General features: G+C 69.4%; 14 protein-coding genes. 4 read left to right on the top strand and 10 right to left on the bottom strand.

The window, feature by feature from the left end; genetic code table 11:
- The first annotated feature begins 60 nt into the window (after positions 1–60).
- Positions 61–903, top strand: a complete 843-nt coding sequence (locus tag ACFX43_RS11790; RefSeq protein WP_378820914.1) for an SDR family oxidoreductase — start codon at positions 61–63, stop codon at positions 901–903.
- 126 nt (positions 904–1029) lie between these two features.
- On the top strand, positions 1030–1254 hold the full coding sequence (locus tag ACFX43_RS11785) for a hypothetical protein (RefSeq protein WP_378840853.1): 225 nt from the start codon (positions 1030–1032) through the stop codon (positions 1252–1254).
- 80 nt (positions 1255–1334) lie between these two features.
- On the opposite strand, the gene ACFX43_RS11780 is transcribed toward ACFX43_RS11785, so the two are convergent.
- From ACFX43_RS11780 to ACFX43_RS11760, 5 genes are all read right to left on the bottom strand, one after another.
- Positions 1335–2318 carry a mucin-2 protein gene (locus tag ACFX43_RS11780; RefSeq protein ID WP_378820913.1) on the bottom strand — a complete coding sequence of 328 codons (984 nt, stop codon included), beginning with the start codon at positions 2316–2318 and terminating at the stop codon, positions 1335–1337.
- A 300-nt stretch (positions 2319–2618) separates the two neighbouring features.
- Positions 2619–3341, bottom strand: a complete 723-nt coding sequence (locus tag ACFX43_RS11775; protein ID WP_378820910.1) for a mucin-2 protein — start codon at positions 3339–3341, stop codon at positions 2619–2621.
- Positions 3342–3760: 419 nt separating this feature from the next.
- Positions 3761–4897, bottom strand: a complete 1137-nt coding sequence (gene dusB, locus ACFX43_RS11770) for a tRNA dihydrouridine synthase DusB (RefSeq protein WP_378820908.1) — start codon at positions 4895–4897, stop codon at positions 3761–3763.
- Positions 4898–4948: 51 nt separating this feature from the next.
- Complete coding sequence (locus ACFX43_RS11765) at positions 4949–5632, bottom strand: hypothetical protein (RefSeq protein WP_378820906.1); 684 nt, start codon at positions 5630–5632, stop codon at positions 4949–4951.
- 80 nt (positions 5633–5712) lie between these two features.
- On the bottom strand, positions 5713–7113 hold the full coding sequence (locus ACFX43_RS11760; RefSeq protein ID WP_378820904.1) for a glycine--tRNA ligase: 1401 nt from the start codon (positions 7111–7113) through the stop codon (positions 5713–5715).
- Between the two features lie 194 nt (positions 7114–7307).
- Here ACFX43_RS11760 and ACFX43_RS11755 point away from each other — a divergent pair, with 194 nt between their 5' ends.
- Both ACFX43_RS11755 and ACFX43_RS11750 read left to right on the top strand, forming a co-directional pair.
- Positions 7308–8174, top strand: coding sequence for a hypothetical protein (locus tag ACFX43_RS11755; RefSeq protein ID WP_378820901.1), 867 nt, complete (start codon positions 7308–7310; stop codon positions 8172–8174).
- 41 nt (positions 8175–8215) lie between these two features.
- Entirely contained in the window at positions 8216–8548 is a 333-nt protein-coding gene (locus tag ACFX43_RS11750; RefSeq protein WP_378820899.1) for a hypothetical protein, read from the top strand.
- Between the two features lie 16 nt (positions 8549–8564).
- Here the strand turns inward: ACFX43_RS11750 and ACFX43_RS11745 are convergent, their stop codons facing one another.
- The 5 genes from ACFX43_RS11745 to ACFX43_RS11725 all read right to left on the bottom strand — a co-directional run bounded on the left by ACFX43_RS11745 (position 8565) and on the right by ACFX43_RS11725 (position 12274).
- Positions 8565–9224, bottom strand: coding sequence for an HAD family hydrolase (locus ACFX43_RS11745; protein ID WP_378820896.1), 660 nt, complete (start codon positions 9222–9224; stop codon positions 8565–8567).
- Between the two features lie 8 nt (positions 9225–9232).
- Positions 9233–9931 carry a polyprenyl diphosphate synthase gene (gene uppS, locus ACFX43_RS11740; RefSeq protein WP_378820893.1) on the bottom strand — a complete coding sequence of 233 codons (699 nt, stop codon included), beginning with the start codon at positions 9929–9931 and terminating at the stop codon, positions 9233–9235.
- Positions 9931–10476 carry a GrpB family protein gene (locus ACFX43_RS11735; RefSeq protein ID WP_378820890.1) on the bottom strand — a complete coding sequence of 182 codons (546 nt, stop codon included), beginning with the start codon at positions 10474–10476 and terminating at the stop codon, positions 9931–9933. The genes uppS and ACFX43_RS11735 overlap by 1 nt, the downstream gene beginning before the upstream one ends.
- Positions 10477–10501: 25 nt before the next feature.
- Positions 10502–10972, bottom strand: a complete 471-nt coding sequence (locus ACFX43_RS11730; RefSeq protein WP_378820887.1) for a hypothetical protein — start codon at positions 10970–10972, stop codon at positions 10502–10504.
- 66 nt (positions 10973–11038) lie between these two features.
- Positions 11039–12274, bottom strand: a complete 1236-nt coding sequence (locus ACFX43_RS11725; RefSeq protein ID WP_378820884.1) for an alpha/beta fold hydrolase — start codon at positions 12272–12274, stop codon at positions 11039–11041.
- Between the last annotated feature and the right edge of the window lie 44 nt (positions 12275–12318).

Raw genomic sequence — 12318 nt, 5'->3', positions numbered from 1 at the left:
CTACATTTATGAAACCGTCACCGCCGTGACTACAGTTACGGCACTACCGATAGGCCTCCCATGACCATCGCCATCACCGGTGCCTCCGGCCAGCTCGGCCGCCTCGTCGCCGACCAGCTCCTCACCACCGTCGACCCTGCCGAGGTCGTGCTCCTCACCCGCGACCCCGCGAAGCTCGCGGACTACGCCGAGCGCGGTGCCGACGTCCGTGCCGCCGACTTCGGCAAGCCCGACGAGCTGGTCGAGGCCTTCGCCGGCGTCGAGCGCGTACTGCTGATCTCCACCGATGCCGTCGGCGCCCGCGTCGAGGGCCACCTCGCCGCGATCGATGCGGCCGTCAAGGCGGGCGTGCGCCACATGGCCTACACCTCGGTCTCCGGGCCGACCGCGGACAACCCTGCCGGCGTCGTCGCCGACCACGCCGCCACCGAGGACGCGCTGCGCGAGAGCGGCCTGGCATGGACCATGCTTCGCAACAACCTCTACGCCGACATGCAGGTCGACTCCGTCGCCCAGGCCGCCGCGACCGGACAGCTGGTCACCAACACCGGCGACGGCGGCGCGGCCTACGTCACCCGGGCCGACTGCGCGGCCGTCGCCGCCGGGGTCCTGACGGGCGAGGGACACGAGGGCAAGGCGTACGACGTCACCGGCCCGCACGCCTACACCGCGGCCGACCTGGCCGAGCTCGCCACCCAGAAGTCCGGCAAGCCGGTCGACGTCGTCCAGGTCGACGACGAGGCCTACACCGCCGGCCTGGTCTCCGCCGGGCTCCCGGACTTCATCGCCCCGCTGCTCACCTCGTTCGGCACGGCGACCCGCCTCGGCAAGCTCGCCACCGTCACCGACGTCGTCGAGCAGGTCGGCGGCCGCAAGCCCACCCCCTTGAGCGCGCTGGTCTGATCTCGCCTTGGCGGCCCGGCGTAGATTTGGTTGTGACTGACCGGACCTGAGGCTCCATCCGGACACCGTTTGTGCCGGTCGAGAGGCGGACATCATGTCGACGTCGCGAGAGATCGGCCTGTGACCATGGCCGGCGTCGTCCTTCGCGTCCGGCTCGTCAGCGGTGACAGCATGGACGTCATCTACGACGAGGCGGGGACGAAGAGCCAGGCCGAGGCGATCGACCACGTCGCCGCCGTGCTGTCGAGCGACACCGGCGTCATCCGCTGCAGGCACGGCGATCGGTTGCTGCTGTTGTACGCGCGCGGGGTCGCCACGGTGGAGGTAGCGCCACGGGGCGCGGTCCTCTGAGCGACAACCCCCGCCGAGTCGGCTCGTCCTGACCAGAAATCCCGCCGAGTCGGCGCGCCAAGACGCGCCGACTCGGCGATCTAGTTGACGGCTACGTGTACGTGGTCGTAGTGGTTGGCCGTGGGGTCGCCGCGGTCCTCCATCGGGCGCCAGCCCTCGTCGGCTCGGACCGGGGTCCAGATGCGCTGGTACCAGATGACGTCGTAGATGTTCAGCGCCGCGGCATGCTCCTGGACGAAGGCGGCGATGGCGTCGCCGAGCTCCTTGTCGTCGGTCATGAAGTCGAGCGCCTTGCCGTCGATGTGCTCGCCGTGCGGGTCGTAGCCGTACGTGGTGCCGGAAGCGACCGCGGGGAACGCGTTGCAGACGGCGCGGTAGAGGTCGACCGCGTCGGCGACCAGGCCGTCCTCGACCGAGGAGTCACCGCAGGCCGAGAAGTCGAGTCCTGCCGGAGCGTCCTCGGACGGCGTCGGGGAGGGGGTCGGCGTGGGAGTGGGCTCGGGCGGGGGTTCGGGCTTGGTCTTGCCGAGGTTGCCCTCGGGGATCCACACCGGGTTGCCCTCCAGGACGATCTCCTGGCGGCCACCCTCGTCGCGGCCGGTGTAGTAGACCGCGCGCCCGAGCTTCAGCTCGCCGAGCTCCTTGGCGCGCTTTCCGTAGGAGGCGTAGACGGTGACGTCGTCCTGTACGTAGCGCAGCACCGCCTTCTGGGCACCGCCGCTGACCGACGTCGGCCGCTCGATCAGCGACTCGATCGTGGCGACCTCGCTCAGGGCGTTGGTCGCCGCCTCTCCCCCACGCTCGCCACTGCGGCTGACCGTCGTCTCCCGGCCGGTGACCTCGCGGCGATCGTTCGACATCCGGGTGTCCTCCCGGGTCGTCGGCAGCGCCGGGATCTTCGCCTTCGCCTTGGCCTCGGCCTCGATGCGCCGATCGGCCAGTGATGGCAGCCGGAGTCCGGACTTCTCCTCCACCTCGGAGATCACGACGCCGGGGTTCGCCGCGGCCGCCCCGGCGGCCATCGCACCGCTGGTCGCGAACGTCACGATCCCTGCGGTCGCCACGGCATTCTTGGTTCTACGGACAGCTCGATAATCGCCTCTGTGGCTGGTGGCCACTGCGCAATCCTTCGCTCGACAACGTGGGGGTATCGCCCGAGAACACCCTTCGCCACTTCCGCTGAAGCTGGGTCGTGAGCCCGGGCACAGCGCCTGAGTCAAGCACACACCTGCGGGGGTATCCCACGGTGGCCCGGAGACTTTTGCGAAGTTGTTGATCTTCCGACGGACCGAAAACGCAGGTCGGCCCGGGCTTCGAGAGCCCGGGCCGACCTGTCTTCGAGGCCAGTCGCGTCAGTTGTCGCGTCAGTTCGTGGAGACGTGCACGTGGTCGTAGTGGTTGGCGGTGGTGGACCCGCGGTCCTCCATGTAGCGCCAGCCCTCCGAGGCACGCACCGGCGTCCAGATCCGCTGGTACCAGATGATGTCGTAGAGGTTGAGCTCCGCTGCGTGCTGCTGCAGGTAGGCGGCGATCGAGTCGCCGAGCGCCTTGTCGGAGGTCATGAAGTCGAGCGCCTTGCCCGAGGAGTGCTCACCGTGACCGTCCCAGCCGCCGACGGTCATGGACTCGACCTCGGGGAAGGCATTGCAGACCGCGCGGTAGACCGTGACAGCGTCGGAGACCAGACCGCTCTCGACCGAGGGGTCACCGCACGCGGCGGTGCTGACGCCGGCTGCGACGCCGGTGGCCTCGGGCTTCTCGTCGACGAGGTGACCGGTGGTCACCCAGGCGACCTCGCCGTCGACGAGGATCTCGTCGCGGCCGGACTCGGTGCGACCGGTCGCGTAGACCAGCTCGCCAGCCTCGATCTCACCGGACTGGGTGGCGTGCTTGCCGTAGGCGGACCAGAGGTTGAGCGTCTCCTCGGTCCAGCGCTTGACCGCTTTGGCGGTGCCGGTCTCGACCTGCTCGGGGCCCTTGGTCAGGGTCTCGACCGAGGAGACCGACTCGCGGTCGCCTCCGTCACGGCTGACGACGGTCTCGCGACGGTCGCCGGCGACGCGCGCGTCGTCACGAGTGCTCGGCACCTCGGCCTTGGACGAGGAGAGGGATGCGCCTGCGTTCTTGGCGATCAGGGAAGAGGTTGGCTCCGCGAATGCGGATCCGGCGCCGACTGCGGCGCCTGTCGCGAGAACCGCGACGCCTGCGCTGACAACTATGGATTTGGTCTTACGGACGGCCCGAGTGTCGCCTCTGTGGCTGCCTGCCACACGCAATCCTTTGCTCGACTACATGGTCTGTGCCCGAGTTTTTCCCACGGTTTCAACGGATGAAACCCGTCGAGGGTTGTGCTGGTGGGGGCTCGGCACGGCATTGAGTACAACACACACGACAGGGGGTATTCCAATTCCCTTACCGAGTTTTTGCGTACTTTTGTACCTGTCGAGCGACTGATTCCGAAGGCTGAAAACGCCCCTCAAGACCCATCCGAACGGCCCCTGGAGCCTCAGCCGCCGGAGGTCTCCGACACGTTCTCGGCGAACCCGCAGCCGCGTCCGTCGGCGTCGTCGAGCCACCCCTCCGGAAGGACCACCTTGTCCCGCGGCGCACCCTGCCGCCCACGCGGCGCACCCAGCTGTGACGAGGGGAAAGGCTCGTTCCGGTCGAGCTTGGCGAGCATCTCGTCGAGGTCCTGGAGGCTGTTCACCAGACCGAGGGTCCGGCGCAGCTCACCACCGGCTCCGAAGCCCTTGAGATACCACGCGATGTGCTTGCGGATCTCCTTGCAGCCGCGCTCCTCGCCCATGTGCTCGCAGAGCAGCTCGGCGTGGCGCCGCATGATGTCGGTCACTTCGCCGAGATTCGGCAGGACGTTGACCGTCTCACCGGCGAAAGCGGCCGCCAGGTCGCGAAAGAGCCAGGGACGTCCGAGGCAGCCGCGGCCGATGACGACACCGTCCACACAAGTCTCCTCGACCATCCGGATCGCGTCGGCCGCCTCCCAGATGTCGCCGTTGCCGAGCACCGGGATGTCGACCGAGGCCTTGAGCTCGGCGATCGCGTCCCAGTCGGCGGTGCCGGAGTACGCCTGGGCGACCGTACGCCCGTGCAGCGCGATCGCGGCGGCGCCGCTCTCCTGGGCGATCCGGCCGGCGTCCATGTAGGTCAGGTGTGCGTCGTCGATGCCCTTGCGGGTCTTCATCGTCACCGGTACGCCGTAGGGCTCCGCCGCGCGTACGGCATGCTCCAGGATCTCGCCGAGCAGACCACGCTTGTAAGGCAGGGCTCCCCCGCCACCCTTGCGCGTCACCTTGGGCACCGGGCAGCCGAAGTTGAGGTCGACGTGCGCCACCCCGTAGTCGGCGCAGAGGATCTCGGTCGCCTTGCCGACGTAGACCGGGTCGGTGCCGTAGAGCTGCACGCTGCGTACGGTCTCGGCCTCGTCGAAGACGAGCATGTCCTTGGTGTGCTGGTCGCCCTCCACCAGGCCGCGGGAGGTGATCATCTCGCAGACGTAGAGGCCGGCGCCCTGCTCAGCGCACAGCCGCCGGAAGGCGGCGTTGGTGACACCGGCCATCGGCGCGAGCACCACAGGGGTGTCGACGGTCAGGCTGCCGAACTTCAGAGGGCCAGGGAGGGACATGCTCTCCATTGTCCGGCCAGCGGCGTGCCGTACGAAATCAAGCGTTCGGCGTCAAGAAGACGGCGAGGCGGAAGGCGATCCGGAAGGCTTCGGCGCCACGTACGGCGTCGGCTCGCTCTCCCAGGTGATCGGGTCGAACTCCTCGTAGGGCCGGAAGCTCACGCCGACGAGCTTGCCCTGGTCGGGGACGAGCATGACCAGGCAGGCGTTGACGCTGGCGCCGGGCGCGAACGGCTTGGGGAACGTCTTGCCGTCGCAGGGCTTGAACGGCTCCTTGAACGCGGCCGCCTCGACCAGGTTGCCATCGTCGTCGAGGCCCCACAGCGGTACGTCATAGCCACCGAGGTCGGTCTTGCCGCCGTTCTTGACGGTGGCGCGTACGAAGTAGGGAGCGCGGGCCAGCGTCGCCTCGTCGAGCTTCCACCCGGAGAAGGTCTGCTTGTAGGAGGTCGACTCGAGCTTGGTGACGGTGATCGAGAGCTTGCCGTCGACACCCTCCTTGGGCGCCCACTCGACGGTCGCGGTCTCACCCAGCTCACGGTCGGCACCGGGCTCGGTGAGCGCCCCGGCGGAGGGCGAGGCCGACGCCGAGGGCGATGCGGAGGCCGAGGCCGATGCGCTCTCGGACGGCTTGGGCGCGTTCGTCCTCGGCGCGGTGCCGCTGCACCCCATCACTGACATGGCCATGACCGCACCCGTGACGGATGCGGCGAGTACGGACCCCGCTCGTTGCATGAGGACATCCTGCCGCACGCTTCTCGAGATCGCGCAGCAGGACGCCCCCTGCAAGGTTTACGACGCGGTAACGGTGTCGCTCAGGCGCCGATCAGACGCTCGGCGAAGTAGCGGCTCACGCCCTCGAGCGGGATCCGCTCCTGCTTCATGGTGTCGCGCTCGCGGATCGTGACCGCGTTGTCCTCGAGGGTGTCGAAGTCGACGGTGACGCAGTACGGCGTGCCGATCTCGTCCTGGCGGCGGTAGCGCTTGCCGATCGACTGGGAGTCGTCGAAGTCGACGGCCCAGTTGGCGCGCAGCTCGGCCGAGAGCGCCTTCGCCTTCGGCGAGAGCGCCTCGTTGCGGCTGAGCGGGAGCACGGCGATCTTGACCGGCGCGACCCGGTGGTCGAGACGGAGCACGACCCGCTTGTCGACACCGCCCTTGGCGTTGGGGGCCTCCTCCTCGGCGTACGCGTCGACGAGGAAGGTCATCAGGGCGCGGGTCAGACCGGCCGCGGGCTCGATGACGTAGGGCAGGTAACGCTCGTTGTTGGCCTGGTCGAAGTACTGCAGGTCCTGGCCGGAGTGCTTCATGTGGGTGCCGAGGTCGAAGTCGGTGCGGTTGGCGATGCCCTCGAGCTCGCCCCACTCGCTACCGGGGAAGTTGAAGCGGTACTCGATGTCGACGGTGCGCTTGGAGTAGTGGCTCAGCTTCTCCTTGGCGTGCTCGTAGTGGCGCAGGTTGTCGGGGTTGATGCCGAGGTCGGTGTACCACCGGGTGCGCTCGTCGATCCAGTACTGGTGCCACTCCTCGTCCTCGCCCGGCTTGACGAAGAACTCCATCTCCATCTGCTCGAACTCGCGGGTGCGGAAGATGAAGTTGCCCGGCGTGATCTCGTTGCGGAAGCTCTTGCCGGTCTGGGCGATGCCGAACGGGGGCTTCTGACGGGTCGAGGTGACCACGTTGGCGAAGTTCACGAAGATGCCCTGCGCGGTCTCGGGACGCAGGTAGTGGAGGCCCGACTCGTCCTCGAGGACACCGAGGTGGGTCTTGAGCATGCCGGAGAACTCACGCGGCTCGGTCCAGGCGCCACGGGTGCCGCAGTTCGGGCAGGCGACGACCTCGTTGATGACGACGGTGTCGGGGTCCTCGATGCCCTTCTTCTCCGCGTACTCCTCCTGGAGGTGGTCGAAGCGGTAGCGCTTGTGGCACGACTGGCACTCGACCAGCGGGTCGTTGAAGGTCTCGACGTGGCCGGAGGCGACCCAGGTCTGGCGCGGCAGGATGATGCTCGAGTCGAGGCCGACGACGTCGTCGCGCTGCTGGACCATCGCCTTCCACCACTGGCGCTTGATGTTCTCCTTGAGCTCGACACCGAGGGGGCCGTAGTCCCAGGCACTCCGGGTGCCGCCGTAGATCTCGCCGCTGGGGAAGACGAATCCGCGCCGCTTGGCGAGGGAGACGACGAGGTCAAGGGTCGATGCTGGCGGCTTTGCCACGATGAATGCTCTCTGCTCGAGGTGAGCCCGGCCGGCTGCCGGGCCTGGTGTTGAGGGGGATGTCTACAGCGACAGGGAAATCCTATCCGTGGTGTCATCTTGTTATGTACGCCGCCCGCGGGGCCAATTCGCCGGGCTGATTCGCCGGCCAAATCGCTCGGCCAGTCTGGCATCTGCCGATAGCGTCGCTGGGCATGGAGCCGAACGCGCGTCGTCTGTGGAAGCTGCTCGAGCCGGTCCATGCGGTGGGTTACTTCTCACCCGAACCGATCGCCCTGCTCAAGGAGGCCGGTTACCGCGGCTACTGGATGGGCTACTTCGCTGCTCGGTCTGCTCCGCTGGGCACTGTTCCGGCCGAGGTCGTCCATGCCGTCTTCTACAACTTCGCCTTCTCACACGTCTCCCGGGCGCTTCCCGACGCTTGGACGTACGCTCCGCCCGAGGCCGCGCACGAGGCCCGCCGCACCGGCGCCGTCGCCGCGCTCCGCCGTCACCTCGGCCCGCTCGCCGATTCCGACGACCTGACCCGGGTCGCCTCGCTCGCCTCGCGAGCCGCTCTCGGCGCCCCACCGGAGGGACGGGCCCTGTACGCCGCGCTGCGCTCGCTCCCCGTCTCCGAGGACCCGCTGACCCTCCTGTGGGATTCGGCGACGCTGCTGCGGGAACACCGCGGCGACGGCCACGTCGCCACCCTTCTCTCGGCGGGGATCGGGGGCCGCGAGTCGCACGTCTTCCATGCCCTTGCCAACGGCACCTCCCCGTCGGTCTACGCCACCTCCCGCAACATCCACGAGACCGAGTGGGACTCCCTCGTCTCGGGACTGCAGTCCCGCGGACTCGTCACCGACGACGGCCAGTCCCTCACCGATGCCGGCCGGGAGACCAAGGCCGGGATCGAGTCGACGACCGATGCGCTTGCTGCCACGGCGTACGCGAACCTGGAGCCGGGCGAGGTCGACGAGCTCATCGCGCTGCTACGGCCGCTGGCCAAGGCCGTCGTCGCCTCCGGCGAGATCCCGAACCAGTCGCCGATGGGTCTCGACCTCGACGACGTCGACTAACCCGTTGCCTGCCGGCGCTTGAGAGGCTCATGCTGGGCACCATGACGATGCCCGACCTCGATCCCCGGCTCACCCCGATCCTCGAGCTGGCCTCGGTCGCGGCGGCACGACCCGGCGTCGAGGTCGACGAGGAGACCCTGCGCGAGGTCTTCGAGGAGGCGGCGATGCTGCTCGACCTCGGGAACGTCCTCGACGAGCTCGACGACCACGACTCCGGCAGCGTGGTCGCCGGCCTGTGCGCCGACCTGCTCGCCGCCGACCCTGCCGACAGCGTCCGTGCCCACGCCGAGCTCGCCCTGGCCGACGAGTCCCTGCACGACCCCGAGGCGGCAGCCGTCGCCTACCGGATGGCGGCGCATGCCCTTCGCCTCTGAGCGCACACAGTCGCCTTCACCAGCTCAGGTCGCGGAGCGTGCTGATGCGACGTACGGCTGCCTCGGGGTGGGCGTCGTGGCGGTCGAGGAGGGTGGCGTCGAGACCCGCCTCGATGGGACCGAGAACGTCGTGGGACAGGCTGTTGCCGACCATCAGCGCTTCCGCCGGGGCGACGCCGGCACGCTCGCAGGTGAGCAGATAGGCCCGCGGGTCGGGCTTGCTCGTCGGCAGGGTCGAAGTGGAGACAAGCAGGTCGATCTCCGTGGCCAGACCCGTCAGGCCGAGCTTGAGGCGCTGGTGGGCGTCGTCGCCGTTGGTCAGGACGACGACGCCGAGCCCTGCCTCGCGCACCCTGCGCAGCGTCGGAACGGCGTCGTCGAAGGCGACCCACTGCGCTTCGTACCGCTTCAGATAGCCGGCGAACAGCACATCGGCGTCGTCATCGGTGACATCCATTCCGAGGAACTCCCGTGCCCGGGCGCGCCGCTGCTCCTGGAAGCCGATCTCCCGGCTCTGGTAGCGGCGGTAATGCACATCCGAGACCGTCTCCCACCGGTCCGCGACGCCGACCCCGGTGATCCCATGCTCGGCCGCCCACCCGACCACCGCGCGCCGAGCCGCACCCGCCTGGTCCACCAGCGTGTCGTCGAGGTCGAAGATGATCGCGCGCGGCATGGGCCACGTCATTCTGCGGTTCGGCGCTCTGCGTAGCGCTCGAGGGCTTCGGCGAAGTCGTCCTCGGTGAAGTCGGGCCAGAGCTTCTCGCTGACGACGATCTCGGCGTTCGAGGTCTGCCAGGGGAAGAAGCCGGAGAGGCGCTGCTCGCCGCTGGTGCGGATGACGAGGTCGATCTCCTTGACCGGCCCGCCGGGCAGCGCTGCCGTGATGGCCTGCTCGTCGATCTCCGTGACGCCCGCGGCGATCGCGCGGCGGATGGCTTCGACGATGTCGCCGTGCGGGTCGTAGCCGATCGCCATGGTCAGGTGGGCTGGGCGGTCGGCGGTCTCATGCTCGGCCGCGCGCAATGCCTCGGCGGCGTCGTCGGGCAGCAGGGAGAGATCACCGGAGACGTGGAGGGCCCAGCGGTCGCTGCGTACGACTGTCTGCGGGAGCTTGCCGGCGAGGATGCCGAACAGGTGGTCGACCTGCGACTTCGGGCGCTTCCGGATGTTGTCGGCGGAGAGGACGTAGGAGGTGAGGTGGTCGATCCGCCACCGGGTGCACCAGCCCAGCAGGTCCTCGACATGGTCGGCGCCGACATCGTGCCCGGCGCCCGGGTTCGCGAATCCTGCCTTCTTCGCCCAGCGGCGGTTGCCATCCATCACCACGCCGACATGGGTTGGCAGCAGGTGGGTCGCGATCGTCTCGGCGGTCACGGGCATCAGCGGCTCGGGTCGTTGAGGGAGAGGATCTGGCGGCGCTCGGCGTCGGTCAGGTCGGAGGCGGCGAGGATCTTCTGCAGGACGTCGGACTTGCGGGCGATGTAGGTGTCGATGTCCATGTGCGGGTCGGCGGCCAGCGCCAGCTTCACGGCTGCGTACTCGTCGCGAAGATCGTCGCGGCGGCGCAGGACGTCGCGGACGGCGAGATGGTTGCGTACGTTGAGCGTCCCGGCGGCGCAGACGTAGACGTGGCGTCTCGGATCCTCGTCGGGGGCGAGGAACGCCTCCCGGCCGGCGACGCCGAGATCGCCGCGGTGGTGGTAGCCGATGCGTACGAGCGCTGCGACCGCAGCGGGGACGTCCTCCGGGGCGACGATCACGTCGATGTCGAGGATGGACTTGGCCGCCAGGCCCGGGACCGAGGTCGAGCCGACGTGCTCGACGCTCGCCGCCGGGCCGTCGGCCAGCGCGCCGCTCAGCGCCGCCGCAACCTTCTCGAACCGGTCCTGCCAGGACGGGTCGTACGCCACTACCTCGATGCTCACAGGAACCAGAGTCTGGCAGGTCCGCTCAGGCTTCGGCGGCAAGAGGCCGAGGCTGAAGGCGCAGGCCGGCGACGAACCCGGCTACGGCATCGGAGAGCGCGAGGACGAGCACCGCGGGGGTCGCGGCGACGACCAGGAGCGCGGCGGTCACGGCCGGGCTCCCGGACAGATCGAAGAGGAGCCAGGCCAGCCAGGTGGCTCCGGCCGTGAGGAACACGAGGGTCGCGGAGCCGGCGAGGACTCCTTTGAGGCCACCTACGACACGCGCAGCGAGCGCCGCTGGCGCGGCGATGGCCACGCAGAGCGCCCCGACGGCAGCGCCGAGCAGGACGAGCACCGGCCCCGCGAGCGGTCCGCCCATCCCCTGGTCGCCGGTCGCGGATGCGACCAGGAGACCGACGTAGGCCAACCCGGCGAGCACCGGGTAGGCGAGCCCGACGAGCATCATGGTGACCACGAAGGAGGCGGTACGAAAAGCGGTCACGGGCAGGCTCATGCGCTCATGATGCCCGGTACCGCCGCGCGCTGCCGCGGATGTTGACCCTTCGTTGACGAACCGTCGTCAGACGCGCCCGCGGACCATCCCGATGAGGCGGTCCAGGACCTCCTCGGGGGCGACCTGGACACCGTTGTGGAGGTGGGCGTTGGTGACCCACGGGCGGAGGGTGGGGACCAGCTCGGCGGTGGCGAGGGAGTGCTCACGCAGGACGTAGGGGTCGTCGTAGTAGACCGCCGCGGCGCACGGGACGTCGACCGACGCCAGCACCGACGGGTCGTAGAGGCTCGGCCACTCGCGCTCGGCCAGCAGGTCCGCCGTCTCCGCGAAGGGAGCCAGCAGCGGGTCCTCGGTGAGGTGCCAGGGGAAGAGGTGCTCGGCGGTGAAGAGGGTCGGGTCCTCGTACGCCGCGGGCTGGACGCGCGCGGAGGCCCAGCGGGTCGCCTGGGCATCGGCGTAGCAGGCCTCGTGGACGAGTACGTAGAGCGGCGAGTGGCCGCTGAACGGCAGCAGCGACGCGACCTCGTGACCGAAGCCGAGTCCGGCCGGGTCGCGCTCGAGGAGGTAGTGGATCTGCTCGGAGCCGCCGGTCATGCCGAGCCGGCTGCCGATGGAGCGTGCCTGGCGGGCGGAGAGCAGACCGCCGTGCGGGAGCCGGATCTCGCCGGCGTCGCAGCGCTCGACCAGCGCGCGCATCCGGTCCCGGTCCCCGGGGAAGCGGGCGTAGTGGCGCTCGGTGAGCTCGATGGTGCGGGCGAAGGTCGCGGCGTAGATCTCGTCGACGGGCAGCCCGACCGGCGGCACTCCCCCGGTGAACATCACCTCGCGCAGCGACTCGGGATGGGCCGAGAGGTAGCGCAGCGAGCAGAAGCCGCCGAAGGACTGGCCCAGGAGCGACCAGCGCTCGATCCCCAGGGACGAGCGGAGGAGCTCGGCGTCCTCGACGATCGAGTCGGCGCGGAAATGGGCCAGATAGTCGGCCTGCTCCTGCGGGCTCATCCCGGTCATCGCGGTGAGCGGTGTCGACCGCCCGGTCCCTCGCTGGTCGAGGAGGATCAGCCGATAGTCCTCCAGCGCCCGCTCCAGCCACCCCGGCACCATCGGGAGGTCGATCGGGCGCGGGCTCTCCCCGCCGGGGCCGCCCTGGAGGAAGAGCAGAGCGTCGCGGTCGTCGCGATCACCCGGACGACGCACCTCACGGGCGAAGACGGTCAGCGTCTCCGGCCCGCCGCCGCGATGGTCCAGCGGCACCTCGATCTCGTGCTCGATCAGGACCAGTCCGGGGATCGTCTCGGTGTGCACCAGCCGATCCTATGCCGGTCAGATGGACGGCGACGTTGCGGTGC

The organism is Nocardioides sp. YIM B13467, from assembly GCF_042788075.1.
Taxonomy (GTDB): Bacteria; Actinomycetota; Actinomycetes; order Propionibacteriales; family Nocardioidaceae; genus Nocardioides.
The sequence above is the reverse complement of the archived record's forward strand: the minus strand, read 5'-3'. Positions and strand labels throughout refer to the sequence as shown.

Excerpts from the sequence above, each read along its gene's own strand:
- ACFX43_RS11790 (WP_378820914.1), top strand. The coding sequence starts at position 61 with ATGACCATCGCCATCACCGGTGCCTCCGGCCAGCTCGGCCGCCTCGTC.
- ACFX43_RS11785 (WP_378840853.1), top strand. The coding sequence starts at position 1,030 with ATGGCCGGCGTCGTCCTTCGCGTCCGGCTCGTCAGCGGTGACAGCATG.
- dusB (WP_378820908.1), bottom strand. The coding sequence starts at position 4,897 with ATGTCCCTCCCTGGCCCTCTGAAGTTCGGCAGCCTGACCGTCGACACC.
- ACFX43_RS11765 (WP_378820906.1), bottom strand. The coding sequence starts at position 5,632 with ATGCAACGAGCGGGGTCCGTACTCGCCGCATCCGTCACGGGTGCGGTC.
- ACFX43_RS11755 (WP_378820901.1), top strand. The coding sequence starts at position 7,308 with ATGGAGCCGAACGCGCGTCGTCTGTGGAAGCTGCTCGAGCCGGTCCAT.
- ACFX43_RS11750 (WP_378820899.1), top strand. The coding sequence starts at position 8,216 with ATGACGATGCCCGACCTCGATCCCCGGCTCACCCCGATCCTCGAGCTG.
- ACFX43_RS11745 (WP_378820896.1), bottom strand. The coding sequence starts at position 9,224 with ATGCCGCGCGCGATCATCTTCGACCTCGACGACACGCTGGTGGACCAG.
- uppS (WP_378820893.1), bottom strand. The coding sequence starts at position 9,931 with ATGCCCGTGACCGCCGAGACGATCGCGACCCACCTGCTGCCAACCCAT.
- ACFX43_RS11730 (WP_378820887.1), bottom strand. The coding sequence starts at position 10,972 with ATGAGCCTGCCCGTGACCGCTTTTCGTACCGCCTCCTTCGTGGTCACC.